A 26,876-nucleotide genomic window follows, 5' to 3' on the forward strand; every position below is an offset into this window, starting at 1 on the left:
GCTCCAGCACCGCCCACTGCTCGTCCGTGAGATCTCCCCGACCCATGAGCCGTGATCATTCACAGCCCAAGATCCACTTTCGATACACGCCCTAGGAGGAGCCACCGAGTAACGGGGGCAAGCTTCTCGGAGTCTGCCCCCTGCAGCGCTCTGTGCGGTACAGCAGCGAAGTACAGCAACCGCCCTAACTCCTGGCGGCTGGCGGAGTCCGTAAGTAACCGCTTAGCCAGGCCAGGAGACCTCAACGACCGTCCCGCCCGTAGTTCGCATCGAGAGGGTCAGTCCCTCATTGGTGATCCGTTGGCTTTACTGAGTCATTGAGACTCCACCGACCTGACGTTGTCAGCGTCCGTGACCGTGCTTGTAGAGCGCATTGCTGGCCCGGAAGCGGATACGGCCACAGCGGTCCCGCTCTTCCTGCGAAGCATCGGGCGGGCAGCAGCAATGGCGGGAGATCCATCGGATGTCAGCGGGGTCGAGCCACAGAGGTACCCGCCCGGCTGCCTGCTCGCTCTCAGGATCGGTCGGCGTTATGTCAGTCATGCCGGGAGCGTAGCCGTGTCCCTCGCGTGCCCGATCGAGCGGGGAACCACGGGGAACACCGGTCGGTCGTGGGAGTGGACATGTGAACGACCCCCGACCGAGTTACCTGGTCGGGGGCCTTTCATCTGCGGTGGGTGTGGGATTTGAACCCACGGTGACTCGCGCCACGACGGTTTTCAAGACCGTGGACTAGGTCTGGGACGGAGCCGGACGCTCACGCCCAAGGAGGTTGAGCCAACGATCGAAATACTGGGCTTCGGCTTCTCGGTCACCCTCGACGGTCAGCCACTCGCGGGCGGCAGCGATCATGTACGCCTCGGCCTGATCCGATTCTGCGGGCCGAAGCTCGTTCCAATCGGTCAGCTCGCCCCAGATGTTTGCGAGCCAGTAGAGCGCTTCATCCCCACCGTCCACCGGCAACCTACTGGCAAGGCCCAAAGCCTCCAACGCCGACTCGTACGGCGAAGTATCGCTATCCAGCATGGCTGCGATACACGCCCTGACCGCTGCGCGAAAGGCCTCCGAGTCGCTCATGGCGTAGAGGGTAGGGGACGCGATTTGAATTACCGGCCACGCGATCGGCCTGTACAGCAGCGAAGCACCGCAACCTTCGTGACCAGCCCCGACCACCATCGGTCCTGCGTGACCGTCTGACGTGTCCGACAAACTCCAGTGACCGCCGTGCCCATAGTTCGCATCGAGGGGGCCTCCGAGTGCGATCGGAAATCGGTGTGGCAGGGTGCGCGCATGTCCGTCGACGTCGCCTATCCCGTCTTCCGCACCGACGATCCCGCGTCAGCGCTCCGAGTAGCACGCCGACTACTCGCGGTGGGTATTCAGCAGTACTCGCAGGTACACGTGGACGTCGAACTCCGCACGGTCGAGGACGTACTCCACGCCAGAAAGGTGCTGCCCGACGCCTGGTTCAGGAGGGAGGACCTTGAGGACTGGGTCCGTGATCCGAACAACCCGATGACTCTGCAGCACACAATCCAGGCGTCCCAGCTCTCCACCGATCCCGCTTTCTGGTCGGCACAACTTCCGCTCTGGGCATCGGTGTGGAAACTGCCGATGGAAAGCATTGATGACAGGTTCACAGCTTTCGCAGCCAGGAATATGGCAGAGATCAACTGGGACCTTCTCGGATGGCCGGAGGTTCCGGAAGCCGGCCTGTACGCGGACTTCAAGCACGCCGAGGTGTCCGTGCTGTTCAACGCCGCCACACGTGACCTGGACGAGCGCATCGACGGGCACACTGTCCTCGTGCACGTCCGCCGCCGCGGGCTCGGAGACGGATACGAGGAGCGCCACGCGTCCTGGCTGGCCGAGCAAGTGGGCCAGACCGTCATCGGTCCGCCGCAGTTCTGCTAGCCCTGACTCGGCTCTGCTAGCCCTGACTCGGCGTGCAGCAAGCGCACCGGAGCGATGTATCTCTCTCAGTGGGGCTCTGGCGTCGAGGGGCTTCGTCCGGCATGGTGTTGAGCACCCGCCGGGCCGTCCCTGGGCCGTCCGAGGGTGCTCAACAACGACCAACGCTGACAACCGTCGACGGCCAAGTCGCAGGTCGCAGCGTTGGGCGATTGCAGGGGTGCAGGTCGGAGACCCGGTCCCGAACTTCTTCGGCTACTGATCAGATCACTGCGACCGACGCTTCGCGGCGAAGTGGTCGCGTCGGCTGGTTGTCAGTAGCTGTGATCGGGCCAGTGCGGATCCGTCCAGCGGTCCGGCCCGGTGAGACCGAGCAGCCGTATCCGGTGCTGCAGATCCGTCGAAGCGCCCGACTCGCGGAGCCGTGCCGCAGCGTGTCCGAGGAGCCACGCGACCAGTTCGGCGCGCATCTCCTCCTCGTCGTGCTCGTACCAGCTCAAGCTCCACGGCAGACTGTCGCCCAGGAGGTCGCGCTCCCATTCCGCCGCCGCCTCGGCAAGACGGCGGTCGCTGAGGGGACCGGTCTGTTCCTCCCAGTCGGCGAGCCAGGGCCCGAGCGTTCCGGAAGCCTCGGCGCACATCGCGAAGACCCGGTGCGCCGGGACGACCGCATCCGGGTCGGTGAGGCTCTGCACCCACCAGGCGTGCAAGAACTCGCGTACCGGACCGGCCTGATCGTCGGGCCACTGCTGCCAGCAGCCGCGGGCGAGGCAGTACCCGGCCTCTTCCAGGCCGAACCGGGGCTCCACGCAACCGGCGACCAGTGCTGTGGCGAACTGCGGCAGGATGCGGCGCAGCACGGCCGCGTGATCGGTCCAGGACCAGGACTGCCAGGTCCGGCGCAGGAGGTCCGGCTCCAGCTCCACGTCCGGAGTCTTCAGCAGGGAGAGTTCTTCCGAACTGCCCCAGTGGCATTCGCAGTTGTGCTCGTCCGGACGCGCGGTCATACCCCGGAAGGTGATGGCGAGGTTGTCCAGCGCGGCACCGAGGCGGCGGCGTGCGGGATGGTCGGCGAGATGCATGATGTGCCCGGCCTTCGAGAACTCCGTACGGCTTCCGCCGGCCGAAGATCGGCACCTTACCGGGTGGGGACAGCGCGAGCAATGACGCGGATGCCCGGACCTCTCACCTGAATCCAGCCCAAGGCGGCAAGCCCGCCTGCGCTTGTCCCGGGACGAAGAGGCCGTGCCAGACGTGTGCCAGATCGCACGGGGAACACCGGTGAACCAACTGGCCTCACACCAGACACCGACAGCACTCAGCAACAGGTCAGCCTCGGAGTAACCCCCAGATCACCTCAGTTTCCCAAGCTGAGAGTGCGAGTTCGATTCTCGTCACCCGCTCCATGGACAAGGCCCAGGTCACCGACCCGGGCCTTTTTGCTACCCACCGTGCTCACTCGCCGCGTGCCGGATCCGTGCCAGAACGCTGACCGTCTGGATCATCGGTGTCTTCCCCTGGCGCGGCAGCGGCTTCCTGTACTTCCTGGCGTGCCCGGCGGACGGTCGCGTCGAGTCCGGCGGCAGCTTCCTGCTGCCGATCGTCGTCGGAGTGCCGATGGTGCTCGACGCGTCCCTCTGCAGGGGGTGCCGACCCCCGAGTCCATCGGCCTCCCGGACCCGGGCGGAGCCGTGTCGTCGGCCGCCCCGCCCGGGCCCGGCCCGCTACAGCGCCGCCGCGGAGACTCCCTGGTCCGCCGTCCCCGCGGCTTCGGCCTGTTCCGCCGCTCCCTTCGCGGCCAGGGCGTTGGTGGCGGCGTTGAAGCGCTCCATGGAGGTAGGGCGGTCGGCGCCCAGGACGTACTCCTTCAGGGTCCGGCGGTCGAGGACCATCGGGTCGGTGTGCGGAGCGCGCACCGAATCGAGGATCTCCGGGAGACGGGTGCAGTCGCGGTCGAGGAGGTAGGCACCGCCCGCGGTGGTGTACGCGGCCCGGAACTCGTCGTCGGGCAGGTCGCGCGCATTGGTGAGGACGTACGGCTTGAGGCTGGCCACGAAGTCGGCGACCACCGAGGACACGTCGCTGATGAGGACGTCCGCCTGGTTGAAGCACTCGTAGAGGTTCGGCAGTTGACCGAGGATCACGTTGTGGCGGAGGGCACCCTGGCTCTCCCAGAAGATCTGGTGCCACTCGGCGCGCAGTTCCTGCCATTCGGCCGCTCCGGCGCGGTCGGGGACCCGGGCCTCACGCATCTGTTCGGCAGCGTCACCGCCGAGCCGGCCGGCCAGTTCGTCGAGGCGGGCCCGGATCTCCCGCAGACGGGGGCGTACGGCGAGGGCCGTGGCCGCGGCTTGCGCGGGGTCGCGCCGCTCGTTGTCGGCGCGCAGCAGCTCGCGGATCGTCCTGTCGGCCTCCGCCGCCTCGGCCGAGCGCTTTCCGGTGAGCGGGTGCGGCTTGTAGATGATCCGTACGTTCTCCGTCAGGAGTTTTTCGATCAGGGGCACGCCCATCGGGATCAGCGAGGTGTGGCAGTCGTCGTCGCTCCAGCCTTCCCAGGTGGGTGCGTACAGGACGACGGGCAGAGGGCCGGGGACGTGCTCGGCGTGCAGCCGGATCGGGGACAGCTGCGGGCGCCCCACCTCCACGATCGCGCTGTCACTGATCGCGTGCCGCACCCGCTGGTAGCGGTCCCGGCCCGCACGGCCGGCCACCCAGATCTCGTCGTACACCTTGCTGACCCGGTTGCTGCTGGCGAGCTTGTCGCTGTCGCCGTGCCCGATGAACACGTGCTTGGCCTCGGCCACGCGGAGCATGTGAACGTTCTTGCCCGCGTTGCCGGGATACAGCACGACCCGGACGCCGGACAGTTCGAGCTCGGCCAGGTCGTCGGCCTTCGGTACGCAGACGACCGGGATCCAGGTACGGCTCAGGTGACGGAACGAGGCGCTCTCCCGAAGGATGATCACCGGACGCAGGTCGAGCTGTTCCAGGGTCTCGATCCACATGTTGACCTGGTACATGAAGTCGCGGGAGACGGCCGCGAAACTGAAGTAGAGCGCCACCTCCGGCCGGTACTCCTCCAGCCTGCGGTTGACCTCGGCGAACACCTCGTCCCGTGCGGGCATCCGGCGCGCCCTGCGGTACTGACCCAGCAGCGCGAGGACGGCCGCCGCGGTCACACCGGCGGTGAGAGCGAATCCCGCGTAGGCCGGCTCCCAGGTGCCCGCGGCGAGCGCGGCGAGGAGCCCGACGTGGGCCGGAAGGTCCAGGTGCAGGACTTTGCGCACGTGGCGTCTGAACAGGAGGGCGGGGGGCTGCCGGGGTATCGGCAGCTCGCTCAGGTCGAGGTTGCGCACCATCAGCGGCAGCACCCGGCGCCGGCGGATGGCGTGGTGTACCGCCGTGTACAGCATCATCATCGCGAAGTGACCGCTGACGACCGCGAGGGCGGTGACCAGCCACACGCCCGGCGCACCCATCCGGCTGGCCAGCGCGAGCAGCATCACCGTGCGAACCGCGAACCGCATGGTGCGATCGAGATGCAGCGCCGCGAGTCGGCGTACGAAACTCGGGGCGCGCGCGTGCAGTACCTCGTCCACCGCGTACGTCACGGCCGACGCCGCCACGAAGCCCCACAGGGACGGCATCAGGGCGACGACCGGCAGCGCGACGAAACCGGCGCCGAGCAGGAGCACGAGGAGCAGGTCGGTCACCCCCCTCACGCGCAGGACTCCACATAACCGACGGATCACCATGGGCGGGACTTCCTCTTCCGAGACGTTCGCCCCGATGGGCGACCTGTATGCCAGTTCGACTCGGAAAGCCCGTGAAGAGTTGTACACCCGGTCTATGGAAAAAATTCATCTTCTGTTCGTGAATGCCTGAGGCTGCTCAACCACCGCCGACGGACGGCGACGGCCACGACGTCCACCGGCTTTTCGACACCGCTGGAACAACAGTTACGCCGCGTCAGACACCTCATGGCACCGGACGGTTGTGCGGATGGGGCGTGTCCCTAGGGACCCGGATCGGGTCACCCGCGCGTCAGGCGCCGCAGGAATGACATACGCGCAGGTGAAAAGCCTGACGGTTAGTCATGGGCATGCTGTAACGCCGGTACCGGCGGCTTCCGCTGGGCCCAGGAGGGCGACGACCGGCTCCTGTGGACGGACTACGCGACTCTCGTCGGCAGTTCCATGAGAAACCCCCGGGTCGGTGACCCGGGGGTTCTTCGACGTGGCGGCCTCAGCTCGTGAAGGTGAGGTACTTCCAGGCGCCGTACGTCGTCGTGTTCACGCTGTCGCCCGAGCCGCTGATGTAGCAGTCGCGGACGCGGAAACGCCAGCCGGTGGGCGGGGTGCCCGTGAGCGTCACGACGGACTTTCCGGCGGAGTCGAGCTTGAAGTACTCCTTGGACGTGGTCTGCCAGACGCCGTCGGCGTAGATCTGGACCTGCAGGAGCTGCTTGCGGCCCGGGTACGGCGTCATCGTGGTCGTGACGACCGGGTCCTTGGACTGGTGGAAGTAGTAATAGGTGTGGTTCCACGTGTAGCGGGTCTTGTAGGAGCCGCCGAGCACCGTGGACGTCTTCACCCTGGCGCCGACCGTACTGGTCGTCGTCTTCGGCGCGTAGCGCCCGTCGCCGGCGAACTTCGCCGTGAGCAGGGTCTTGCGCGTCAGGCTGAGGGTGACGGACAGGTTGCCGCTGGAGTTGACCGTGCCGGACTTCACGAGCTTGTCGGGCTTGTCGGCGCCGTACGGGTTGGCCCAGATCTCGACCGCACGGTTCTTGTACGTCGTGCCGAGGTGCGCCGTGAACGTGACGGACTGCGCGTAGTCGTACGCCTTGCCGTTGTTGTCCAGCGTCAGCGTGGGCGTCGCGCGCGAGACGTCGACGGTGTCCGTCGCCGTCGCCGCGGTGTGCGTGCTGTCACCGGCGTAGCTCACCGTGTACTTCACCTTGCCGCCGGCCGGCGGGGTGTCCGTGAAGGAGTAAGCGCCGCCCGCGCCCAGGGACTTGGTGCCGAGGGACTTGCCGTTCGGCGACTCGAGGTCGGTGCGGGTGACCTGGATCGGGGTGCCCGCCGGCAGCGCCAGGTTCGCGGTCAGCTTGCCCTTCACGGTGAGGGAGGCGGCACGGGTCGCCTTCGCCGGGGCGTCGACCGTCAGGGTGGAGGCGTACTTGCGGGGCGTGTCGACGGTCTGGAACTGCATGGAGTCGGAGTGACCCGTCAGCACGAACAGCTTCGAGCCGTCGGCCGACCAGCTGATGGAGTGCCCGCCTCCCGGCATCCAGCTGTGCGTCAGGTTGCGGATGCTCGTCGGCCGGGCGGGGTCGTTGCTGAAGACGAAGGTGTCGCCCACGTCGTCGGTGTCGAGGACGGTGGTCGCGACCGTGCCGTCCGGGGCGATACTGACCGTCCTCACCCCCAAAGTGGCCGGGTAGGTGCGCACCTCGGACAGGTCGGAGAGGCGGTACTCGGTGAGCGCCTGGCTGCCCGGTCCCGCGACGACGACGTTCTGGCCGTCCGGGGTGAGGGCCGCGTCCGCGAAGGAGCCGTTCTTGTTGGCGGAGACCTTGAGCACCGGGGTGCCCGAGGAGATGTCGTAGACGACGATCGGGCCGGAGCTGATCTTCCCGTCGAGGGCGAGCAGCGTGCCGGGGTTGTCAGGGTCGGCGTAGACCATCGGCGGGCTCGCGAAGTCGTGGCCGACGGCGAGGTCGAGCGTCACCGTGGGCGTCTCGGCGGTCAGGTCGACCTTGCCGAGCCCGGAGTCCCACTGGTCGCCGTAGCCGAACCACAGCCTGCCGTCGGCGTAGGCGAGCCGGGAAGGCAGCGTCCCGTCGCCCGTCGGGTACTCGGCGGTCGGCGTGAGCTGCCCGGTGTCGATGGCGACGATCTTGTCGGCGCCGTAGAGCGCGGCGTAGAGCGTGCCGGAGTCCGGGCTCAGCTCCAGGTCGCGGACCTGGGGCAGGTCCGTGAGGGTTTGGACGACCTGCCCGGTGAAGTCGGTGACGACGATCTTGTTGTTGTAGTCGTCGCTGATGAAGACCCGCTGGTGGACGCCGTCCACCACGGTGTCGTTCGCTCCGAAGAGCGCTATGGGCCGGCTGGAGTCGGCGGACGCCGGCACGGCGAGCACCACCGAACCGAACAGGGCCGCAAGGGCTGCGGCGGCCGGAAGAGTGCGCAGACGCACAGTGTCGAACCCCTGGAATGAAGGCGAGCGCAGATGGGTGCCACCCATGCGTCCGGTGTGTGTGAACCGTGTGCCACATGTGGCAAGTGTGCGAAGACTAGGTCATGGCGAGGGGACCGCAGCGCGCGGGTCCCTTCGCCCGCAGCACATGGATCCCTTCGTCCGTTCCGGCAGACCCGGCCCCGGGCTCCGGTGCTGCGCCGCCCCTCCACTGACGCCCCTCCGCTAACGCGCCTCGGCGAATGAGCCGGGCCGCCCGGCCAGGGTCTTCGCCGTGTCGGCTATCGGCTTCCTGCCGATATGGACCCAGGCCAGGGTGGCGAGGACCGAGCCGTTGAGCAGGAAGAGCAGCCACAGCAGCTTCGGCACGAAGCGGATGCGGTCCGCGGGGGTGCGGGCGCAGTCGATCAGGCCCCACAGCCAGATGGAGGCCGTGAGGGCGATCAGCGCGAGGGACAGCAGGTCCATCCTGTGCAGCATCCGTCTTCTCCTTGCTCGGACTCGGGCTTGCCGCACCGAAAGCGGCCTCACTCCCTCATCGGACGAGCCCCTCCGACCGGTTCACGGAACCGCCGACCGGTCCGGAGAACTGCCGAAGCGTTCGCGGACACCTCAACAAGCCCCGTCGGCACGGCAGGTGACGACGGGCCACCACCGCCTCCCCCCGGCCGCGATGGTCATGTGCAGGCAAAATGCTATGCTCCGCCCACTCGCCTGGGGGGATGCCCGGCCGGCATATGCCCGCACGTCTGTGACCTGCGGTTCAACGGCCCGCGCACAGGTCTCTCCACGCCTTGGTCCACGTCCTCGGAGAGGTCCCGCATGGGCAGACGTGCGCTCGTACGAAGCGCCACCGCCGCCGCTGTCTCCTTCACGCTCGCCCTCGCGATCGGCCCGCTGACGGCCGGGAGCGCGCAGGCCGGACCGGTCACCGGAGAGGTGACCGTGCCGGCCACCACGTCCCTGGTCCCCCGGACCGGCCTGCTGAGCGCCGGGCCCTCGGGGTTCCTCCGGTACGAGGAGGGCCGCGGTCAGCTATGGACGACGTACGACGGCACCGACACGGTCGTCGACGCCTCGGGCACGGACGCGTACGGCGTCACGAGCGCGGGCGCGGGTTCGGACGTCGTCGCCCGCTTCGACAGCTCCGCGAGGACCGTGACGCTGCGGAACATGGCGTCCGGTCATGTCAGCACGGTCGCACTGCCCGACGGGCACTTCTACTTCAGCACGCTCGGATCGACGGTCGTCACGACCAAGGGGACCCCGGGCGACTCCGTGTGGCACCTGCTGGACGTCCAGGAGGACGGCTCCGTCTCCGACCGCACGGTGGAGGGCGTGCCCTCCGGCGTCTACACGCAGTCCGCCGCCGGGCTGGGCGACGCGCGCGGACAGGTGGTGCGCTACCGCAAGGGCGACGACGAGGTCACCGGGTGGCTCGACGTCGAGCAGGGGAGCTTCACCGCCCTGCCGTACACCATGCAGGCGTGGTACTACCTGGTCGCGCTCAACCCCACCCACCTGGTGTGGTTCGACAACGGCACCCTGCGCGTCGCCTCCCGCCAGAACCCGTCCGCCGCCGTGCGGACCGTTCAGGTCGGCGAGATCGCGCAGGTGCTGGGCATGGTCGGCGACAACGTGATCGTGTCCCGGTACGACTCCTCCCTGGGCCGCTACGACAACGGCCGCGCGGTCTCGCGGGTCGAAGCCGTCCCCCTCGACGGCTCCGCGCCGCGGACCCTGCTGGCCCGGACGTCGCGGGAGGCCGTGGCGACTCCGGACGGCGGACTCCTGGTCGCGGGCGGCACCGACACGGACCACTGGGGCGTCTCCCTCGTCGAGGCCACCGCGGGCGGCGGGGTCGCCGTGCGCCGGATCGCGGACGCGTACCCTCGCAAGGCCGCCCACACGGTCTCCCAACTGACCTTCGCCCAGGGCCTGCTGACCACCATGGAACTGGATCCCGTGGGTGACTGGACGTATCTCCACACCCGCGAGACGAGCGTGTCCGGCTCCCTCGCCGCAGGGGCGCGCACCGACCGCGGCCGCGTCGTGATGGAGGACTACTCACTGGGCCGGCCGCGTCTCCTCGACACCGGCGACGGCCGCGCCGTCGTCTCCGGCTCCGGCGCCGACCCCGAATCCGACCCGACCGCCGCCGACCAGCCCCGGCTCCTCGGGGCAGGTCAGCCGATGCCCGGCACCCGGATCGACAGCTCCCGCAGCTACCGGACCGCGACCGCCGCGAACGGCCGCTTCGCCGCCCTGACCAGGCCGTGGGACGGCAACGGCGCGTCGGAGACCCGGATCGTCGACGTCGACTCAGGACGCACGGTGTTCACCACGACGGACAACGTGCGGGCGATCTGGGGCACCACCGCCTGGGTGATGTCCGGCAACGACACCGTGGTCCCCTACGACCTGCTGACCGGGGAACAGGGCGAGCCGGTGTGGTTCGGGCGCGGCTGCCTGCTGAACGACTTCCAGGCGGTCGGCCGGTGGCTGCTGTGGAACTGCGTGATGGGTTCGGAGGGCCAGGGCGTCTACGACACCGTCACCGAGCGGAACCTGACGCTCGTCTCCGGCTCCGGCTGGGCGCAGGCGCAGCTCGGCGACGGTTTCGTCGCGACGACCGCGAACGGGCAGCTCAAGGTGATCGACGTGCGTGGCGGGACGCCCGTGGCGCACACCGCCGGGGCCTTCGAGGGCAACGCCTGGGACGTCGACCCGTACACCGGTGTGATCGCCCAGCTCCGCTCGGACAACAGCGTCCGGCTGACCTCCAGCGACGTCCCCGTCTCCGCGCTCGTCCAGCGTGACGCCACCGTCGCGGCCTCGGCCGACGTCAAGGGCGGCACCGCGCAGTGGGGTCCGAAGTGGTGGCTGAACAAGCCCGCGGCCTCCTGGACGCTCGTGCTGAAGAACAAGGCCACGGGTACGACGGTGCGCACGCTCTCCGGGGGCCTGGCGCGCGGTGTGGTGGCCCCGGCCTGGAACGGCAAGGACGGCGCCGGCAGGCTGGTGCCCAACGGCTCCTACAGCTGGACGCTGACGGTCGCGCCGGCGGACGGGCAGGGCGGGTCGCTGACCAGGACGGGCACGGTCAAGGTGACCGGTGCGGCCGCGGTGCGGCGGGACTTCGTCGGGTCGGACGGCTTCGGGGAGGTGCTGACCCTCAACGGCTCGGGCGGGCTGACGTACCAGTACGGGACGGGGAAGGGCACGTTCACCGGGAAGGTGACGGGTTCGGGGTGGCCGACGACGGTGAAGGCGGTGCCCTTCGGCGACCTGAGCGGTGACCGGTGCAACGACGTGCTCGTGCGGTACAGCAGCGGCTCGCTGCGCGCCTACCGGCCCGCGTGCGGGGCTGCGGTGACGCCGTCGACGGCGTACACCTCGCTGGGCACGGGCTGGAACCAGTACGACGTGCTGACCTCGCCCGGCGACGTCAGCGGTGACGGCCGGGCCGACCTGATCGCCCGCCAGGCCTCGACCGGCGACGTCTACCTCTACAAGGCGACGAGCACGGGCACCCTCTCCGCCCGGGTGAAGACCGCCTCCAAGTGGACGGGCTACAAGAAGGTCGTGGGCGCCGGTGACCTCGACGGCGACGGGTACGGCGACCTGCTGGCCCAGGACAGGTCCAACGAACTGTGGCGCTACGCGGGCACCGCGACCGGCACGTTCAAGACACGCGTGAAGGTCTTCACCGACTGGGGCTCCTCGTACGACACGATCGTCGGCGCCGGCGACATCACCGGCGACGGCCGGGCCGACCTCGTCTCCCGCGACACCTCCGGCACCCTGTGGCGCAACGACGGCAACGGCAAGGGCTCCTTCGGCGGCCGCACCAAGCTCGCCACCGGCTGGCAGGGCTACAAGAGCGTGTTCTGAGCACCCCCCACCACCGCCCGACGGGCCCGGACGACATGGTTCGTCCGGGCCCGTCCGCCGTCACGGTCCCGTGGCGCCCCGGCCCGGACCACCGGCGAGTCAGCCGGTAGGGCCCTGGACGTCACGGGGATGCCGGCCGGTGCGCACGTGCCCGAACGGGTGCGTCACCGTGGCCGCGATCAGGAGGAACAGGGCCACCAGGGTCGCGGGGACGGCCGCCGCCAGCCAGTACCCGCCGCCACCGGGGACGGCGGTCAGCAGCAGGGCCGACGTGGCCGCGGCGGTGGCGACACCCATGGCGACCAGGGCGGCGAAGACGGTACGGCCGTTGCGGGAGCGGTCCGCGGCGGCCGTGGGCCCGCTCCGGAGCTGGGCCCAGTGGCGGGCCGTCTCCTCGGCCTCGTGCCGGCGTCGTACCGCCGCACGGGTCCACAGGCCCAGGGCGATCGCCGCGCCCGCCGCGGTGGTGAGGCCAGGGATCCACCATGCCTCGGTCACCGCGAACAGGACGGCGATCACCCCGGCCGTGCCCCAGGCGCTGACGCAGGCCGCGGCCGCGTCACGCCGGGAGTCGGGACGGTCTGCGCCCGCGCGCAGATCGGTGAGTGCCGGGAGGTACCAGACGCTGCCGGCCACCGTCAGCAGTGCGGCACCCAGGGCCAGAACGGGCTGCGCCACGGTTCAGTGCACCGCCTCGGCCGCGACGATCTCCGGGTGGTGCAGGTCGAAGGCCGGGGACTCGGACCGGATCCTCGGCAGCGAGGTGAAGTTGTGCCGCGGCGGCGGGCAGGAGGTCGCCCACTCCAGCGAACGGCCGTAGCCCCAGGGGTCGTCGACCTCGACCTTCTCGCCGTACTTGGCCGTCTTCCACACGTTGTAGAGGAACGGCAGGATCGACAGGCCCAGTACGAACGACCCGATCGTGGAAAGGGTGTTGAGGGCGGTGAAGCCGTCGGTGGCCAGGTAGTCGGCGTACCGGCGGGGCATGCCCTCGACGCCCAGCCAGTGCTGCACCAGGAAGGTGAGGTGGAAGCCGGTGGTGAGGGTCCAGAAGGTGATCTTGCCGAGGCGCTCGTCGAGCATCTTGCCGGTCATCTTCGGCCACCAGAAGTGGAACCCGGCGAACATCGCGTACACGACCGTGCCGAAGACGGTGTAGTGGAAGTGCGCCACGACGAAGTACGAGTCGGAGACGTGGAAGTCCAGCGGCGGTGACGCCAGGATGACGCCGGTCAGTCCGCCGAAGGTGAACGTGATCAGGAAGCCCACGGTCCACAGCATCGGCGTCTCGAAGGACAGGCTGCCCTTCCACATCGTGCCGATCCAGTTGAAGAACTTCACTCCCGTCGGCACCGCGATCAGCAGGGTCATGAAGGAGAAGAAGGGCAGCAGCACACCGCCGGTCACGTACATGTGGTGGGCCCACACCGTCACCGACAGGCCCGCGATCGCGATCGTGGCGCCGATCAGACCCATGTAGCCGAACATCGGCTTGCGGGAGAAGACCGGGATGACCTCGGAGACGATGCCGAAGAACGGCAGGGCGAGGACGTACACCTCAGGGTGGCCGAAGAACCAGAACAGGTGCTGCCACAGCAGCGCGCCGCCGTTCGCCGGGTCGAAGACGTGGCTGCCGAACTTCCGGTCGCACTCGAGCGCGAACAGCGCGGCCGCCAGCACCGGGAAGATGATCAGGACCAGGACGCCGGTCAGCAGCACGTTCCAGGTGAAGATCGGCATGCGGAACATGGTCAGACCGGGGGCCCGCATACAGATGATGGTGGTGATGAAGTTGACCGCGCCGAGGATGCTGCCGAAGCCCGACAGCGCGACACCCATGATCCACATGTCGGCGCCGAGCCCCGGCGAGTGGACGGCGTCGGACAGCGGCGCGTACAGGAACCACCCGAAGTCGGCGGCGCCGTCCGGGGTCAGGAAGCCGAACGCGGCGATCGAGGACCCGAACAGGAACAGCCAGTAGGCCAGCATGTTCAGCCGGGGGAAGGCCACGTCGGGCGCGCCGATCTGCAGCGGCATGATCCAGTTGGCGAAACCGGTGAACAGCGGCATCGCGAACATGAGCAGCATGATCGAACCGTGCATCGTGAACGCCTGGTTGAACTGCTCGTTCGACAGGATCTGCAGTCCGGGCCGGGCCAGTTCGGCGCGCATCATCAGCGCCATGACACCGCCGACGCCGAAGAAGACGAACGCCGTGACCAGGTACAGCGTCCCGATCCTCTTGTGGTCGGTGGTCGTCAGCCAGTCCACCCACGACGCGCGGGCGGGACTCCCGGCGGACACCGCGCCGGGCCGCCCGGACACCTCGCCGGCCGCGCGGGCCACGCCGGCCGCGCCCGCCTCACCGGCCGTGCGGGCCGTGCCGGCCGCGTCCGTCACCTCGGCCTTGTCGGCCGCGGAGACCGCGGCGTGCGGTCCCACCGCCTCCACCGGGTGTATCTGTGCCTCGTCCACCGGACGACTCCCTCCCCTTCTCCACATGTCCGCCCATGGGCGGAGGTCCGCTCATGGCGTCGGCGGGCCGGACAAGTGCCCGCGCACGGGGGTGGACGCGGTGCCGCTTCCCGGCCGCCCCATGATCGATGCCGGGGCACGGGGTCCGGATAGGGCCGAACAGCCCCCGTGTGGGCCCTGTCGGCGGGGCCCAACGGCCCCATTCGCATCGCGCGGCCGATGGCCGGCGCACCGTGCCGGTCCCCGTGCGCGAGCTCCGGCGACGGGCGCGGATGCCCGCTTTTGCCGCATACGAACCCGTCAACTGCCGGGCGGCGCAGCGGAGGAGGGGCGCACGTCCGGGAGACGGACGCGCCCGGGCGGACGGTGCCGCCCCGCGTCCGTACGGCCCTTCGCCCGGGGCCGTTCGGCCCTATCGGCCCCGCGGGGCCGAGTGATCTTCTGGCTGGGCGGCCGGGTGCCCCAGCCCACGCAACTCCCTTCTCCCCCGTAGGGGATGGGCCGGAGCACTCGGTACGCGCCAAGAACGGCTCCAGCCGGTACGGACCGCACCGGCCGTGTGAAGGCTGCCGAAGAACAGCCGGTCCTCAGGGAGGCTCGCTTGCGGCGCAACTTGGGCTCGGTCGTGCTGGTGCTGGCGATCGGCGGCACGCTCGGCTCGCTCCTGTACCCGGTGTTCTACTCGTACCCCCACCGTTTCGACGCGGTGAAGGCCGCCATCGCCGACCCCGGCCCCCTGGTGGACACGCCCTGGGGGCCGCTGAGCGCCGCCGACCGCGACCTCGTGGTGCAGGTGGAGCTGGACGGGCTGTGGGAGACGTCCGCGGGCCGGCAGGCGATCGACCGGGCGCCGACGAAGGAGGTCGAGGAGGCGGGCGAGCAGCTGGTGGCCGGCCACACCGACCTCGACAGGCGCGTCCGCAAGCTGGCGGCCGACCTCGCCATCCCCCTGCCGGACCGGCCGACCGCCGAACAGCAGGGCTGGCTGGCGCAGCTGACGGCAGCTCAGGACGGCGAGTACCCGCGGCTGTTCGCGAACCTGCTGCGCGAAGAGCACGGCAGGGTCTTCCAGCAGCTCGCGCAGGTGCGCAGCAGCACCCGCAACACGCTGGTGCGGGAACTGGCCACGGTCATCAACCGCACCGAGCTCGGCCACATCTCCGCGCTGGAGAAGACCGGATACGTCGACTTCGACGCCGTATCGCGGAACGCCACGGCGTCTCCGTCCGCGCGGCAGACCGCGCTCCCGGCACCGTCGTCGCCATGAGCGCCGTCGTCGCCGTGAGCACCGTCGTCCCACCGTGAGCGCCGTCGTCCCGCCATGAGCACCGTCGTCCCGCCATGAGCACCGTCGTCCCGCCGTGAGGGTCAGGGTGCGATCGAGCAGTTTCCCCAGGCGGCGGCCAGGGCGTCGGGTATCGCCGGGACGTCCGCGCAGCCGTTCGGGCCCGCGGGAAGACCGTCGCTCGCGACGTAGACCCAGCCGCCGCCCGAGTCGCGGAAGTACTTGGCGGAACTTCCCTCGTCCTGCATGGCCACGAGTTCCGCCTGTGTGGCGCCCGCGGTGGGCCGGAAGCGGGTGACGGCGTAGCGGACGGTTCCGCACCGGCCGTAGAAGAACATGTGCGGTGCCGACTCGATGTGTTCGAAGTGGGTGACGTCGTGCCGGTACATGCGCGTGACCTCGGCCTTCACCCCGGCGTCGGCGGGCAGGTTGCGGCAGCCCGCGGGGGCGGCGGGCGAGGAGCCTGCCGGGGCGGGGGAGCCGGTGGCCGGACCGTCCGACGGCGCGGCCGTGCGGGCGGGACTCGACGAGGGCGACGTGACCGGGTCCGGGTCGTCCGTCCGGGCGGACGCCCCGGCCGAGGCGTCCGCGGAGGAGGCCGGGGTGCCCGCCGCGGACGTGGAAGCGCCCGCGGCGGAGCCGGTGCCCGCCGTCTCCTGGCATCCCGTCAGCAGCAGGATCCCGCCCGCCAGCGCCAGTACCGACGTACGTCCGAGACCGGACATGCCCCACCTCGTTCTCGACGACTCCGCCCGGCCGGCTCCCGTCGGCCCTCTCGGTCGCTCCGACCGGCGAAGTCATGGTCACGGCCAGCGCGACCACGGCGTGCGGCCGTCGCTCGCGCGGCCGCGGATTCTGCCCCACAGGACAGCACGGAACCGCCCGGCAGTTGCGGGAAGGGGGACGCGGGACGGTCTCGATTCCGCATACGTACCGCGCGGTCGCCGTGAGCGCCGTCGTCCCGCCCTTGGCCACCGCGACCACCGCACGGTGCCGGGCCGGACGGGGCAGGGGGCGGGCAGGGATCCGGGTCGGTCGCCGAAGGTCCCGCCCGTCGGCCCGGGCGGGAACGGCGGGGGCGGCCTCCTCACCGATGCCGATGCGGGTTCGATTTTCTTCACGCATTCCGGACCCCGCCGCACGGCTCCTGGGCAGAAACGCTGCGACCCGGGCGATCCAATATCTGCAGCAGCGACGTGAGAAATCGATGCCGGACGTCACGAGGATTTCTTGATCGACAGTCGGAGTGAGATTTTCGGCCGCGCACAATCGACCGCTCCGTGCTACTGTCGACATCAGTTGCAGTTGTGGTTCCCAAAAACTTGCGAGCATTCACCCCGCCCTTATGGGTGAAGCTCTTTTGTATCTCCGGTCTTTTTTCCGGCGGGGCAATCATCACGGCGACGCGGGATCCGCACGGCGCGGATCCCGGGCACCGTCCCGAAGGAGAATTGACATGGCTACTGGCACCGTGAAGTGGTTCAACGCGGAAAAGGGCTTCGGCTTCATCGAGCAGGACGGCGGCGGCGCCGACGTCTTCGCCCACTACTCGAACATCGCCACCTCCGGCTTCCGTGAGCTCCAGGAAGGCCAGAAGGTGTCCTTCGACATCGCGCAGGGCCAGAAGGGCCCGACGGCGGAGAACATCGTTTCCGCCTGACATCGCACGCATGGCACAGCTGGGGCCCGCACCTTGGGGTGCGGGCCCCAGCTCGCCGCGTTTTCGGCGCAGGCGTCCCGGCAGTCCGCGGCGAGTTCGGCCCACGACCGCGCTTCCGGGTCCCGGGTTCCGGACGATCTTTCCGCCCCCTTTCCCGGCCGACGCCGCCGCTCCAGATGCACACCCGGCCCGCCCCCCGGCCACACCTGATCTGCCCCTGAGCCCCGCCGGTCCGACCCTGGTCACTCCTGCTCCACGTCCGGACCGTTCCCGCTCGATGCCCGTTCCGAGCCGGCACACGACCCCTCTTCCTCTCCACCTGCCGTTCCCCTGATTCCGGGATATCGCCGCTCTTCGGGCATCACATCCCGCGAGAATTCTTCACCGATCCGATTCGGTGCTGAATTTCATTCGGCTCGTTCTCGCGATTCTCTGCGCCGCTCGTTCGCTGCGGGAATTCCTTGATACGCGCCCGTTCAAGGAAGGTTCCGCATGAACCGCACGCGCACCAACAATCGCTTCACCCGCACCCGCACGGAGGGCGCCGGCGCCCGAAGGGGCGGCAGCCGATTCGGGGCCGCTTCGACCGGCCGGTCCGGAGCGCCCGGCCGGTCGAAGGGCTACGGACGCCAACAAGCTTCACTGCAGGGCGAGTTCGCACTACCGGTGACCACCACGCCCGCCCTGCCGGCCGTGGAGGCGTTCGCCGACATCGCCCTGCCGGCGCCGTTGCTGGCGGCGCTCGGCCACGAAGGCGTGTCGGTTCCCTTCCCGATCCAGGCGGCGACCCTGCCGAACACCCTGGCGGGCCGTGACGTACTCGGCCGGGGCCGCACCGGCTCGGGCAAGACCCTGGCCTTCGGCCTCGCGCTGCTGGCCCGTACCGCCGGGCAGCGTGCGGAGCCCCGGCAGCCGCTGGCCCTGGTCCTCGTACCGACCCGAGAACTGGCCCAGCAGGTCACCGACGCGCTCGCCCCCTACGCCCGTTCTCTGCGACTGCGGATGACCACCGTGGTCGGCGGGATGTCGATCGGCCGGCAGGCAGGTGCCCTGCGCGGCGGGGTGGAAGTCGTCGTCGCGACTCCGGGCAGGCTCAAGGACCTCATCGAGCGGGGCGACTGCCGGCTGAACCAGGTCGCCATCACCGTCCTCGACGAGGCCGACCAGATGGCCGACATGGGTTTCATGCCACAGGTCACGGCACTGCTCGACCAGGTGCGTCCCGAGGGACAGAGGATGCTCTTCTCCGCCACCCTGGACCGCAACGTCGATCTGCTGGTCCGCCGCTACCTGACCGACCCGGTGGTCCACTCCGTGGACCCGTCCGCGGGCGCGGTCACGACGATGGAGCACCACGTGCTCCACGTGCACGCCGCGGACAAGCACCGGACGACCACCGAGATCGCGGCGCGCGACGGCCGGGTGATCATGTTCCTGGACACCAAGCACGCGGTGGACCGGCTGACCGAGCACCTGCTGAACAGCGGAGTCCGTGCGGCGTCCCTGCACGGCGGCAAGTCCCAGCCGCAGCGCACGCGGACCCTGGCGCAGTTCAAGACCGGGCATGTGACGGTCCTGGTGGCGACCAACGTCGCGGCGCGCGGCATCCATGTCGACCAGCTGGACCTCGTGGTCAACGTCGACCCCCCGAGCGACCCCAAGGACTATCTGCACCGCGGTGGCCGTACGGCCCGTGCCGGCGAGTCCGGCAGCGTCGTGACCCTGGTGACGCCCAACCAGCGCCGCGACATGAGCCGGCTGATGGCCGCCGCCGGCATCACCCCGCAGACCAGTCAAGTGCGTTCGGGCGAGGAAGAGCTGAGCCGCATCACGGGCGCCCAGGCTCCCTCGGGCATACCGGTCGTCATCCGCGCACCGGTGACGGAGCGTCCCCGCCGTGGCGCATCCGCCTCCTCCCGGGGCCGGCGCGGCCGCTCCGGCCAGGGTCGGTCCAGCGGTACCGCCGCGCACCGCTCCGCCCAGCAGTAGTCCGGGACCCCGCAGCGACCGGGGGCCGAGCGAGGACCCGGCCGCGGCCCGGCAGTTCAGGCCCCGGCACACCGGTCCGCGGTCTCCCTCACCAGCGACCGGTGAGGGAGACCGCGGACCGGTCGCCGCACTCCGCACCACACCCACCCCGCAGGAGGCACCCTTGACGCTCGTTCAGATGCAGCCGTGTTCCGTGGGACCCGTCCCGGCCGTCCTCGTCGACCCGGAGGACGCGTCCGGGCTGCGGGTGCGGGGCGACATGACCGTCGAGGTGGCCCTGGCCGTGATGGCGGGCGCCCGTGTCGGGCGCCTCCTCGTGTGCGACGAGGACGACCAGCACACGGACTCGGTCACCGAGGCCCAGCTCGCCGTCGTCCGCGACTGCTCCGCGTACACGGACCGGATCCGCGTACGCGATGTCCTCGGTCTCCGCCGCACGCCGGGCACCCTCGCCCTCTCCAGCTGAGCATCCCGCCGTTCCCGGCCGTTCCGACCCCGGCCCCGCCGGCCCTCTCCCGCTACCTGTGAGGCTTCATGCGCTGTGTCATCGCCCGCTTCCCGTTCGACCTCTCCAAGAGTGGAGTGCTGGAGTCGATGAAGGGGATCAAGCCCGAACCGATCACGGGCGAGTCGGTGATCATCGGCCGCTGCCACTATCCCGTCAAGCAGGTCGGCGAGGTCATCACCCGCCAGGACCGCCGCGACTTCACGAGCGGGGAAGTGACCCGGGCCATGGCCCGCCTCGGCTTCACCTGCCGCACCCCGGAGGCGGCCGCGCCCCCGCGCGCGCTCAGCCCGTTCCAGAACGCCTCGTCCCTGCTCGGCGGCCCCGCCCCGCTCGGACTCTGAGGACGTCCGCCTGCACCAGGACACCATGAGGGCCCCGCCTGCACAGACCGGCGGGGCCCTCATCGCGTGTCACTGGTCGGAGTACCTGAAGTCGCCCACGGTCCATGCACTGACGTCCTCGATCGCGACCCGGTACATCCCACCGGTCTCGGGGATTCCGACATTGCCCTGAAGGATGCGGGCGAGATGGAAGTGCAGATAGGCCGGGGCCCCGGCGCTGTCACCTCGGTCCGGCACCCGGCCGGGGTCGAAGACGTCGGAGAACGGCCCGAGACGGTCCGAGTCCTTCAGGACCTCCGACACCCGCTCCCGCCACACCGCTTCAGGGGCCAGACGGCCGGTGATCACGGCGCCGCCGACGATCACGGTCAACGACATCTGAGTGCTGTGCCCGGACTCCACCATGGCGGAGATGTCAACGAGCAGCTCGTCGGGGTTCGACATGGAAGTCCCTTCTGTTCAGCGGTCCGCCGGTCGCTGCGCGCCGCAGATTGTCTACGCCTCGAACCACTCGAAATCTACCTTTGCCACAGTAGACATCGACCTCTGACGTGATTAGGGTTTCTTCTGTAGACATCGCCGCCCCGGCGCACTTGGGCACCGGCTCGGCAAGTGTTCGGTCCAGAGGAAGAACCGAGGAGGCAGACGCCATCAGGATCGCCCGGCCCGCGACGTATCCGGGTCCGGGTGCCGCAAGAGCCCGGAATGGAAGGTGGTTCCAGGTCACGCATACGCGATCCCCGCTCGCCCGCCCGTCGTTCGGGCCCGGTAGCGGAAACAGAAGGTCGACTCCGCAGTAGAGCCGACGGATGGTGTTCAATTCCCTCGGGGCCCTGGTGCCGTACGGCGTCAGGGCCCCTCGACGCGTGCCACAACGAGGTGAAATGACAGCAGACACTCCGCTCAGTGGTCGTCTCGACGACGACGACTACCCCGCGTACACGATGGGCAGGGCAGCCGAGATGCTCGGCACCACGCCGGGCTTCCTCCGAGCCATCGGTGAGGCCCGTCTGATCACCCCGCTCCGCTCGGAGGGCGGGCACCGGCGCTACTCCCGCTACCAGCTGCGGATCGCCGCCCGCGCGCGGGAACTCGTCGACAAGGGAACCCCGATCGAAGCCGCTTGCCGCATCGTCATCCTCGAGGACCAACTCGAGGAAGCCCAGCGCATCAACGCCGAGTACCGGCGCGCCGCGCGAACGGCGCAGGAACGAGCCGGCGCGGGCTGACCTCGCCCAGGACCGGACCGGACCGGCCGGCCCGCCCGCACGGAATCGCGCCCCGGCCGGCACCCCCGATCGGCAGACGCGGACGGCGTGCGTCCGCGACCCGGTTGGGGGATCACGTTGACACAGGGGATCACCCAGCAGTTGACTGACAGCCGGTGTACAGCCCATTCCTCCGGTAACCGTGGCGGCGTGATCCCCACGGTGACGCCCTTCCGAAACGCCCCGCCCGATCGACACCACCGGTCGTCGCCACCGGATCACCCTGCGCGCCCGGCCGGTACGACGCACAGGAAGTGGCCCACGATGATGTACGACCAGACACGCGCCCAACAGCCGCCGGACGGGCGGCCCGGCTCCGCCGGACGTCGTACGCCGGGCCCGGAGCCGCTGCTCGCGGCGGCCGAGCGGGCCGACGTCACCCAGCGGCTCCACCACGCCCTCAACACGTTCGCGCACAGCCCGCTCGAAGCGCTGGAAGAGGCCGAGACCGCGTTCGACGAGGCCGCGGCCCGGCTCATGAGCGCCCTCACGGAACGCCGACGCGCCCTGCACGACGGCTGGCACGACCAGGACCCCGAGACCCAGGGCGAGGAACTCCGCCACGCTCTGCGGCAGTACAGCGAGATCACCCAGCGGCTGCTGCGCATGTGAGTCAGCACCCCTCCCGGTGCTCGCGGCTGCTGCGCATGTGAGTCGGCGCCGCTCCCGGTGCACGTCGACGGTGCGGCTCCCCCGGTCGCGCGGAGAGGTGCCGCCCTTCAGCGCTCGACGCCCGCCGGCCGGACGAGGGCCACTTCGAGGACCGGGCCGCCGACGATGGCGGTGACGACCGTGACGAGTCTCAGCAGGTCACGGAAACCCCGATGACACTGCCGTCGGCCCCCTCCTGTCCGAGGGAGCCGGCGGTGAGGGTGAAGAAGCCGGGCAGGACCAGCCCGAGCCGGTGCGGCCGCGGGCTCAGCCGGGTCGCGGCAGCGGCCAGGACCGCGGCCGCGACGAGCGTCCCGCCCGTCTCGCCGATCGCCTTGGTGACCAGGGACTGCAGGACGGGTCAGGAACGCGGCGACGTCGTCCGGTGCGGCCCGCGTGTCCGGTCCCATCGGCCGCCTCCCCTCGACGCGGGGGCCGCCGCCCGCCGGGATGCGCGCGGACCCGCCACCAGCGTGCGGAGCCCCGGCCCGCCCGGCGAGCGAGGCGGTCCGAACGGGTGAGACCGCGCACCCGAGCGGACCACCGCCTCACCCCGGGAGGCGCCGGAACGCCGGGAAACCCCGCTCACCCGGACGGCCCACCCGGCGCGCGGTGCCGGTCACCCGCACGGAGGCTGGTCCCACCGCTTTCGACACGGGAACAGGGAGGCGTCCAATGAGCTCGATGGACATGCCCGCGGACGCACCACGGGAGAGCGCGCGGACCGCCAGGGCCGCGGTCCCGGCGGCGCCGAGGCTCACCTGGCTGACGCTGGCGTTCATGACGACCGCCTCGGTCGCGAGCCTGCGGGCCGCCCCCACGATGGCGGTGTACGGCCTGGCCTGCGTGTTCCTCTACCTGGTCCCGGCGATCGTGTTCCTGCTGCCGACCGCCCTGGTCTCGGCGGAACTGGCCTCGGGCTGGAACGGCGGTGTCTACCGCTGGGTGAGCGAGGGACTGTCCAAGCCGCTCGGGTTCCTCGCCGTGTGGTGCCAGTTCGCGATGACGATCTTCTACTACCCGAGCCTGCTGGCCTTCGTGGCGAGCACCATCGCGTACATCATCGACCCGGCCCTGGCCTCCAGCGGCCTCTACACCGCGATCGTCATCGTGGTCCTGTACTGGACCGGTGTCTGGATCTCCTCGCGCGGCACCAAGGCCCTCGCCGGTCTGTCCAGTTGGGGCCTGGTCATCGGCACCCTGGTGCCCGGCACGATCCTCGTCGTGCTCGGCATGGTCTTCCTGGCCCAGGGCAACCCCTCGGCGGCGCCCATGACGGCGAGCCATCTGCTGCCGCAGTGGACGGGTCTGGCCAGCCTCGTGCTGATCGTCAACAACTTCCTGTCGTACTCCGGCATGGAGATGAACGCCGTCCACGTGTCGTCGCTGAAGGACCCGGCGAAGGAATACCCGAAGTCGATGTTCCTGGCGATGGGCCTGGTGCTGCTGATCTTCATCCTGCCCGCGCTGGCCATCAGCTGGGTGGTGCCCGCGAACCAGACCAGCCTCACCGCCGGTGTCATGCAGGCGTTCGACGCGTTCTTCGCGTACTTCGACATCGGCTGGATGACACCGATCGCGGCCGTGATGCTGATCTCCGCGTCGCTGGCCGGCATGCTGACCTGGCTCGCCGGGCCCTCCAAGGGCCTGCTGGAGATCTCCCGCAGCGAGGGCTACCTGCCGCCGTACCTCCAGCGGCTGAACCGCTTCGGCATCCAGCAGAACATCCTGGTGACCCAGGGCGTCGTGACCACGGTGATCGCGCTGGGCTACGCCTTCATCCCGAACGTCTCCAACGTGTACTGGATCTTCTCGACGATCACCACGCAGGTGTACCTCATCGTCTACCTGCTGATGTTCGTCGCCGCGATGCGGCTGCGGAAGAACCAGGCCGACCACCCGCGCGGCTACCGCGTGCCCGCCCTGAACGTGGTGTGCGTCGTCGGCTTCCTGGCCTCGGCCGCGGCCATGATCATCGGTTTCGTGCCGCCCTCGCAGTTCGGCAGCAACAGCGTCCTGCTGTACGTCGTCATCATCGGCAGCGGCCTGGGCCTCCTCGGCCTGCTGATCCCCTGGGCGTTCCTGAAGTTCCGCAAGCCGAGCTGGCAGACGGAAACCGCTCGCGAGGAGGAGGCGGGGGCATGAGTCCCACCCGGTTCGCATCGGAGCACAAGTGGATCTACTGGGGCGCGATCGTGGTGCTGCTCGGTCTCGTCGTGGCCGGACTCGTGCGCTACGCGGCCATCACGACGAACAACCAGGCCACGAGCAAGGCCAACCAGCTCGCCGACGCCGCCGAGGAGGCCGGTCTGCCGCGCCCCGACACCGAGTTGATCGCGAGCGTCCTGGGCGACGACGGCGGCCTGGTCTGCGACGATCCGGCCAGCGCCCTCAAGTCGGCGCTGTGGAAGATCAACGTGTCCAACGGCGCCGCGTTCGTCGGTCAGCGGCCCGTCATCGGTGACGGCAGGGCCCTTCGGGCCGAGGCCACGATCATCGAGATCTACTGCCCGGAGAAGCTGGACAGGATCAATGACAAGCTCGACGACCTGAAGACCGACGACACGGTGAGGCGGTGACCGTGTCCGAACTCGCCGAGAAGATCTCGGGGTTGATGGGCCGGGCCAGGACCGACCTGGCCGAGCTGGTGTCCATCCCCTCCGTCGCCGACCCGCGCCAGTACCCGCCCGAGGAATGCCGGCGGGCCGCGCTGTGGGTGGCCGAGGCCTTCACCGAGGCGGGGCTCCACGACGTCCACCTCGCCGAGACGCCCGACGGGAGCCACGCGGTCATCGGGCACCGGCCGCCACCGCCCGGCGCCCCCACCGTCCTGCTGTACTGCCACTACGACGTGCAGCCGCCGCTGGACGACGACGCCTGGACCACACCGCCCTTCGCCCTCACCGAACGCGACGGCCGCTGGTACGGCCGGGGCACCGCGGACTGCAAGGGCAACATCGTGATGCACCTGACCGCCCTGCGCGCGCTCGGCGACGACATCCCGGTCGGCCTGAAGTTCGTCGCCGAGGGGTCGGAGGAACAGGGCACGGGCGGCCTGGAGAGTTACGTCGCCCAGCACCCCGAGCAGTTCCTCGCCGACGCCCTGCTGGTGTGCGACACCGGCAACGCGGAGGTCGGCACGGGCACCGCCACCGTCACCCTGCGCGGCCTCGCCAACGTCGTCGTCACCGTCGACACCCTGGCCGGGGAGGTCCACTCGGGCATGTTCGGCGGCCCCGCCCCGGACGCGCTCGCCGCGCTGGTCCAGATGCTCTCCACCCTGCGCGACCCGGCCACCGGCGCCACCCGTGTCGAGGGCCTCGACTGCGAGGGCGTCTGGGAGGGGGCCGGTTACGACGAGGAGCGGTTCCGCGCCGACGCCGGTGTCCTGGACGGCGTCCGTCTCACCGGGACCGGAACGGTCGCCGACCGGCTGTGGGCCCGCCCCGCCGTCACCGTCCTCGGCATCGACTGCCCCCCGGTCGTCGGCTCCGCCGCCGCCGTGCCGCCCACCGCGCGGGCCCGGGTGAGCCTGCGGATCCCGCCCGGCACGGATCCGGCGACGGCCCGCGCGGCCCTCACCCGGCACCTCACCGGGGCCGCGCCCTGGGGAGCCCGGGTCGAGGTCGAGGACGAGAGCGCGGGCGCCCCCTTCCGGGCGGCCACCGACGGCCCCGCGTACGCGGCGCTCGGCCGGGCCATGGACGAGGTCTACGGCAGGCCCATGGCCTTCCTCGGCCAGGGCGGCTCCATCCCGCTGTGCAACGTCCTCGCCGAGACCTACCCCCGCGCCGAGATCGTCCTCATGGGCGTGGAGGAGCCCAAGTGCCTCATCCACGCGCCGAACGAGAGCGTCGACCCCTCCGAGATCGAGCACATGGCCCACGTCGAGGCGCTCTTCCTCCGCGCCTACGCGGCCTCGGGGAGCCGCGGCCGCTGAACATATCCGCCCGCTCGCGCGTCCCCGTACCGACAGTGCGGTACGGAGAACGGGGAGGGCTCGATGAACAGGCGGAGCAGGATCAGGAACACGGCCGGCGTCGTGACGGCGAGTCTCGCGGCACTCGCCGCGGTTCAGGGGTCGAGCGCCGGTGCGGTGGGGGACGAGAGCCGGGCCGCGGAGCGCGTGACCGTGTGCACCGGCACCCGGCCGACGAGCGGCCCGCCCGACCCGGAACTCTCGCTGTACCGACTGCTGGAGTACGCCGGGAAGAGGGGCGAGACACGCTACGCACATGTCTTCACCGGTCTGACCGCCGACGACGACCCGCGAACGGCTCACGTGTACCGCATCCCCTCCAAGGCGTTCGACGCGGACATCTGCGCCCGTGCGGAGAAAGGAATACGGGTGCGGCTGCACGACACCGACGTCACCGCGCGCCGGCTCGAAGCCGTGATCGATCAGACCGGCGACCGCATGGACCGCTGGGACGGCGAGTTCGACCTGCGGGAGGTGGCCCCGGACCCCAGGGGTTTCGTGTACTTCGGCGTCGACGACCCGGCCAAGGCCTACCGCGTCCTCAAGAAGGACCTCGGCCCGTTCTGGGCGAAACGCATCAGGGTGGAGCACGTGGAATCGGCGTCGGCCCTCTGACAGTGACAACGGTCCAGGGGCAGGGACCCTCCGACCTGCCCTCAACCGCTCGCGCCGCGCCCGGGGTTCGGCTTGCAGGGGCGAGAAGCACCTGCCTAT

General features: G+C 70.1%; 23 protein-coding genes. 13 read left to right on the forward strand and 10 right to left on the reverse strand.

Going from position 1 to position 26,876, the window contains the following annotated elements:
* Positions 1-342: 342 nt before the first annotated feature.
* Together ACFW6B_RS22195 and ACFW6B_RS22200 are read right to left on the reverse strand one after the other, a co-directional pair.
* Positions 343-543: a hypothetical protein gene (locus ACFW6B_RS22195; RefSeq protein ID WP_386598222.1), complete on the reverse strand. Its 201-nt coding sequence runs from the start codon at positions 541-543 to the stop codon at positions 343-345.
* Between the two features lie 189 nt (positions 544-732).
* Positions 733-1,077: a hypothetical protein gene (locus ACFW6B_RS22200; RefSeq protein ID WP_386598223.1), complete on the reverse strand. Its 345-nt coding sequence runs from the start codon at positions 1,075-1,077 to the stop codon at positions 733-735.
* A 213-nt stretch (positions 1,078-1,290) separates the two neighbouring features.
* Between ACFW6B_RS22200 and ACFW6B_RS22205 the strand changes: the two genes are divergently transcribed.
* Entirely contained in the window at positions 1,291-1,914 is a 624-nt protein-coding gene (locus ACFW6B_RS22205; protein ID WP_386598225.1) for a hypothetical protein, read from the forward strand.
* Positions 1,915-2,225: 311 nt separating this feature from the next.
* On the opposite strand, the gene ACFW6B_RS22210 is transcribed toward ACFW6B_RS22205, so the two are convergent.
* The 4 genes from ACFW6B_RS22210 to ACFW6B_RS22225 all read right to left on the reverse strand — a co-directional run bounded on the left by ACFW6B_RS22210 (position 2,226) and on the right by ACFW6B_RS22225 (position 8,592).
* Positions 2,226-2,993, reverse strand: a complete 768-nt coding sequence (locus ACFW6B_RS22210) for a hypothetical protein (RefSeq protein WP_386598226.1) — start codon at positions 2,991-2,993, stop codon at positions 2,226-2,228.
* Positions 2,994-3,635: 642 nt separating this feature from the next.
* Entirely contained in the window at positions 3,636-5,633 is a 1,998-nt protein-coding gene (locus ACFW6B_RS22215; protein WP_386598227.1) for a hypothetical protein, read from the reverse strand.
* A 523-nt stretch (positions 5,634-6,156) separates the two neighbouring features.
* Complete coding sequence (locus tag ACFW6B_RS22220) at positions 6,157-8,160, reverse strand: YncE family protein (protein WP_386598228.1); 2,004 nt, start codon at positions 8,158-8,160, stop codon at positions 6,157-6,159.
* A 177-nt stretch (positions 8,161-8,337) separates the two neighbouring features.
* The gene (locus tag ACFW6B_RS22225) at positions 8,338-8,592 is read right to left on the reverse strand and encodes a hypothetical protein (RefSeq protein ID WP_386598229.1); all 255 of its coding nucleotides are present in this window, start codon (positions 8,590-8,592) and stop codon (positions 8,338-8,340) included.
* 342 nt (positions 8,593-8,934) lie between these two features.
* Between ACFW6B_RS22225 and ACFW6B_RS22230 the strand changes: the two genes are divergently transcribed.
* Positions 8,935-12,006 carry an FG-GAP-like repeat-containing protein gene (locus tag ACFW6B_RS22230; protein ID WP_386598230.1) on the forward strand — a complete coding sequence of 1,024 codons (3,072 nt, stop codon included), beginning with the start codon at positions 8,935-8,937 and terminating at the stop codon, positions 12,004-12,006.
* Positions 12,007-12,105: 99 nt separating this feature from the next.
* On the opposite strand, the gene ACFW6B_RS22235 is transcribed toward ACFW6B_RS22230, so the two are convergent.
* Together ACFW6B_RS22235 and ctaD are read right to left on the reverse strand one after the other, a co-directional pair.
* Entirely contained in the window at positions 12,106-12,684 is a 579-nt protein-coding gene (locus tag ACFW6B_RS22235; RefSeq protein ID WP_386598231.1) for a hypothetical protein, read from the reverse strand.
* A 3-nt stretch (positions 12,685-12,687) separates the two neighbouring features.
* Positions 12,688-14,481 (reverse strand): cytochrome c oxidase subunit I, encoded by a 1,794-nt coding sequence (ctaD, locus tag ACFW6B_RS22240; protein ID WP_386598232.1) that lies wholly within the window; start codon positions 14,479-14,481, stop codon positions 12,688-12,690.
* 601 nt (positions 14,482-15,082) lie between these two features.
* On the opposite strand from ctaD, the gene ACFW6B_RS22245 reads away from it, so the two are divergent.
* Positions 15,083-15,748 (forward strand): DUF4142 domain-containing protein, encoded by a 666-nt coding sequence (locus tag ACFW6B_RS22245; RefSeq protein WP_386598234.1) that lies wholly within the window; start codon positions 15,083-15,085, stop codon positions 15,746-15,748.
* Between the two features lie 101 nt (positions 15,749-15,849).
* Here ACFW6B_RS22245 and ACFW6B_RS22250 read toward each other — a convergent pair whose 3' ends face one another.
* Positions 15,850-16,491 carry a hypothetical protein gene (locus ACFW6B_RS22250; protein WP_386598235.1) on the reverse strand — a complete coding sequence of 214 codons (642 nt, stop codon included), beginning with the start codon at positions 16,489-16,491 and terminating at the stop codon, positions 15,850-15,852.
* A gap of 731 nt (positions 16,492-17,222) precedes the next feature.
* Between ACFW6B_RS22250 and ACFW6B_RS22255 the strand changes: the two genes are divergently transcribed.
* The 4 genes from ACFW6B_RS22255 to ACFW6B_RS22270 all read left to right on the forward strand — a co-directional run bounded on the left by ACFW6B_RS22255 (position 17,223) and on the right by ACFW6B_RS22270 (position 20,264).
* Positions 17,223-17,426, forward strand: coding sequence for a cold-shock protein (locus ACFW6B_RS22255; protein ID WP_386598236.1), 204 nt, complete (start codon positions 17,223-17,225; stop codon positions 17,424-17,426).
* 492 nt (positions 17,427-17,918) lie between these two features.
* Positions 17,919-19,415 (forward strand): DEAD/DEAH box helicase, encoded by a 1,497-nt coding sequence (locus ACFW6B_RS22260; RefSeq protein WP_386598237.1) that lies wholly within the window; start codon positions 17,919-17,921, stop codon positions 19,413-19,415.
* 163 nt (positions 19,416-19,578) lie between these two features.
* Positions 19,579-19,881: a CBS domain-containing protein gene (locus ACFW6B_RS22265; protein ID WP_386598238.1), complete on the forward strand. Its 303-nt coding sequence runs from the start codon at positions 19,579-19,581 to the stop codon at positions 19,879-19,881.
* Positions 19,882-19,949: 68 nt separating this feature from the next.
* On the forward strand, positions 19,950-20,264 hold the full coding sequence (locus ACFW6B_RS22270) for an SCO5918 family protein (RefSeq protein WP_386598239.1): 315 nt from the start codon (positions 19,950-19,952) through the stop codon (positions 20,262-20,264).
* Between the two features lie 69 nt (positions 20,265-20,333).
* Here ACFW6B_RS22270 and ACFW6B_RS22275 read toward each other — a convergent pair whose 3' ends face one another.
* Positions 20,334-20,708 (reverse strand): hypothetical protein, encoded by a 375-nt coding sequence (locus ACFW6B_RS22275; protein ID WP_386598241.1) that lies wholly within the window; start codon positions 20,706-20,708, stop codon positions 20,334-20,336.
* Positions 20,709-21,148: 440 nt separating this feature from the next.
* Here ACFW6B_RS22275 and ACFW6B_RS22280 point away from each other — a divergent pair, with 440 nt between their 5' ends.
* The 6 genes from ACFW6B_RS22280 to ACFW6B_RS22305 all read left to right on the forward strand — a co-directional run bounded on the left by ACFW6B_RS22280 (position 21,149) and on the right by ACFW6B_RS22305 (position 26,777).
* Positions 21,149-21,493, forward strand: coding sequence for a MerR family transcriptional regulator (locus ACFW6B_RS22280; protein WP_386598242.1), 345 nt, complete (start codon positions 21,149-21,151; stop codon positions 21,491-21,493).
* 306 nt (positions 21,494-21,799) lie between these two features.
* Entirely contained in the window at positions 21,800-22,144 is a 345-nt protein-coding gene (locus ACFW6B_RS22285; protein ID WP_386598361.1) for a hypothetical protein, read from the forward strand.
* A 714-nt stretch (positions 22,145-22,858) separates the two neighbouring features.
* Positions 22,859-24,328 carry an APC family permease gene (locus ACFW6B_RS22290; RefSeq protein ID WP_386598244.1) on the forward strand — a complete coding sequence of 490 codons (1,470 nt, stop codon included), beginning with the start codon at positions 22,859-22,861 and terminating at the stop codon, positions 24,326-24,328.
* Positions 24,325-24,762, forward strand: a complete 438-nt coding sequence (locus ACFW6B_RS22295; protein WP_386598245.1) for a hypothetical protein — start codon at positions 24,325-24,327, stop codon at positions 24,760-24,762. The genes ACFW6B_RS22290 and ACFW6B_RS22295 overlap by 4 nt, the downstream gene beginning before the upstream one ends.
* A complete protein-coding gene (locus ACFW6B_RS22300) occupies positions 24,759-26,123 on the forward strand; it encodes a dipeptidase (protein ID WP_386598246.1) in 1,365 nt (454 codons plus the stop codon). The genes ACFW6B_RS22295 and ACFW6B_RS22300 overlap by 4 nt, the downstream gene beginning before the upstream one ends.
* Before the next feature lie 63 nt (positions 26,124-26,186).
* On the forward strand, positions 26,187-26,777 hold the full coding sequence (locus ACFW6B_RS22305; RefSeq protein WP_386598247.1) for a hypothetical protein: 591 nt from the start codon (positions 26,187-26,189) through the stop codon (positions 26,775-26,777).
* Positions 26,778-26,876: the final 99 nt, after the last annotated feature.

The sequence above is a fragment of the Streptomyces sp. NPDC058751 genome (assembly GCF_042746485.1).
In the GTDB taxonomy this organism is placed as follows: Bacteria; Actinomycetota; Actinomycetes; order Streptomycetales; family Streptomycetaceae; genus Streptomyces.

Bases quoted from the DNA above. Each gene is read 5' to 3' on its own strand.
- ACFW6B_RS22205 (WP_386598225.1), top strand. From the start codon at position 1,291: ATGTCCGTCGACGTCGCCTATCCCGTCTTCCGCACCGACGATCCCGCG.
- ACFW6B_RS22270 (WP_386598239.1), top strand. From the start codon at position 19,950: ATGCGCTGTGTCATCGCCCGCTTCCCGTTCGACCTCTCCAAGAGTGGA.
- ACFW6B_RS22255 (WP_386598236.1), top strand. From the start codon at position 17,223: ATGGCTACTGGCACCGTGAAGTGGTTCAACGCGGAAAAGGGCTTCGGC.
- ACFW6B_RS22305 (WP_386598247.1), top strand. From the start codon at position 26,187: ATGAACAGGCGGAGCAGGATCAGGAACACGGCCGGCGTCGTGACGGCG.
- ACFW6B_RS22280 (WP_386598242.1), top strand. From the start codon at position 21,149: ATGACAGCAGACACTCCGCTCAGTGGTCGTCTCGACGACGACGACTAC.
- ACFW6B_RS22230 (WP_386598230.1), top strand. From the start codon at position 8,935: ATGGGCAGACGTGCGCTCGTACGAAGCGCCACCGCCGCCGCTGTCTCC.
- ACFW6B_RS22250 (WP_386598235.1), bottom strand. From the start codon at position 16,491: ATGTCCGGTCTCGGACGTACGTCGGTACTGGCGCTGGCGGGCGGGATC.
- ACFW6B_RS22290 (WP_386598244.1), top strand. From the start codon at position 22,859: ATGAGCTCGATGGACATGCCCGCGGACGCACCACGGGAGAGCGCGCGG.
- ACFW6B_RS22260 (WP_386598237.1), top strand. From the start codon at position 17,919: ATGAACCGCACGCGCACCAACAATCGCTTCACCCGCACCCGCACGGAG.
- ACFW6B_RS22295 (WP_386598245.1), top strand. From the start codon at position 24,325: ATGAGTCCCACCCGGTTCGCATCGGAGCACAAGTGGATCTACTGGGGC.
- ACFW6B_RS22225 (WP_386598229.1), bottom strand. From the start codon at position 8,592: ATGCTGCACAGGATGGACCTGCTGTCCCTCGCGCTGATCGCCCTCACG.
- ACFW6B_RS22195 (WP_386598222.1), bottom strand. From the start codon at position 543: ATGACTGACATAACGCCGACCGATCCTGAGAGCGAGCAGGCAGCCGGG.
- ACFW6B_RS22220 (WP_386598228.1), bottom strand. From the start codon at position 8,160: ATGGGTGGCACCCATCTGCGCTCGCCTTCATTCCAGGGGTTCGACACT.
- ACFW6B_RS22275 (WP_386598241.1), bottom strand. From the start codon at position 20,708: ATGTCGAACCCCGACGAGCTGCTCGTTGACATCTCCGCCATGGTGGAG.
- ACFW6B_RS22210 (WP_386598226.1), bottom strand. From the start codon at position 2,993: ATGCATCTCGCCGACCATCCCGCACGCCGCCGCCTCGGTGCCGCGCTG.
- ACFW6B_RS22285 (WP_386598361.1), top strand. From the start codon at position 21,800: ATGTACGACCAGACACGCGCCCAACAGCCGCCGGACGGGCGGCCCGGC.
- ACFW6B_RS22200 (WP_386598223.1), bottom strand. From the start codon at position 1,077: ATGAGCGACTCGGAGGCCTTTCGCGCAGCGGTCAGGGCGTGTATCGCA.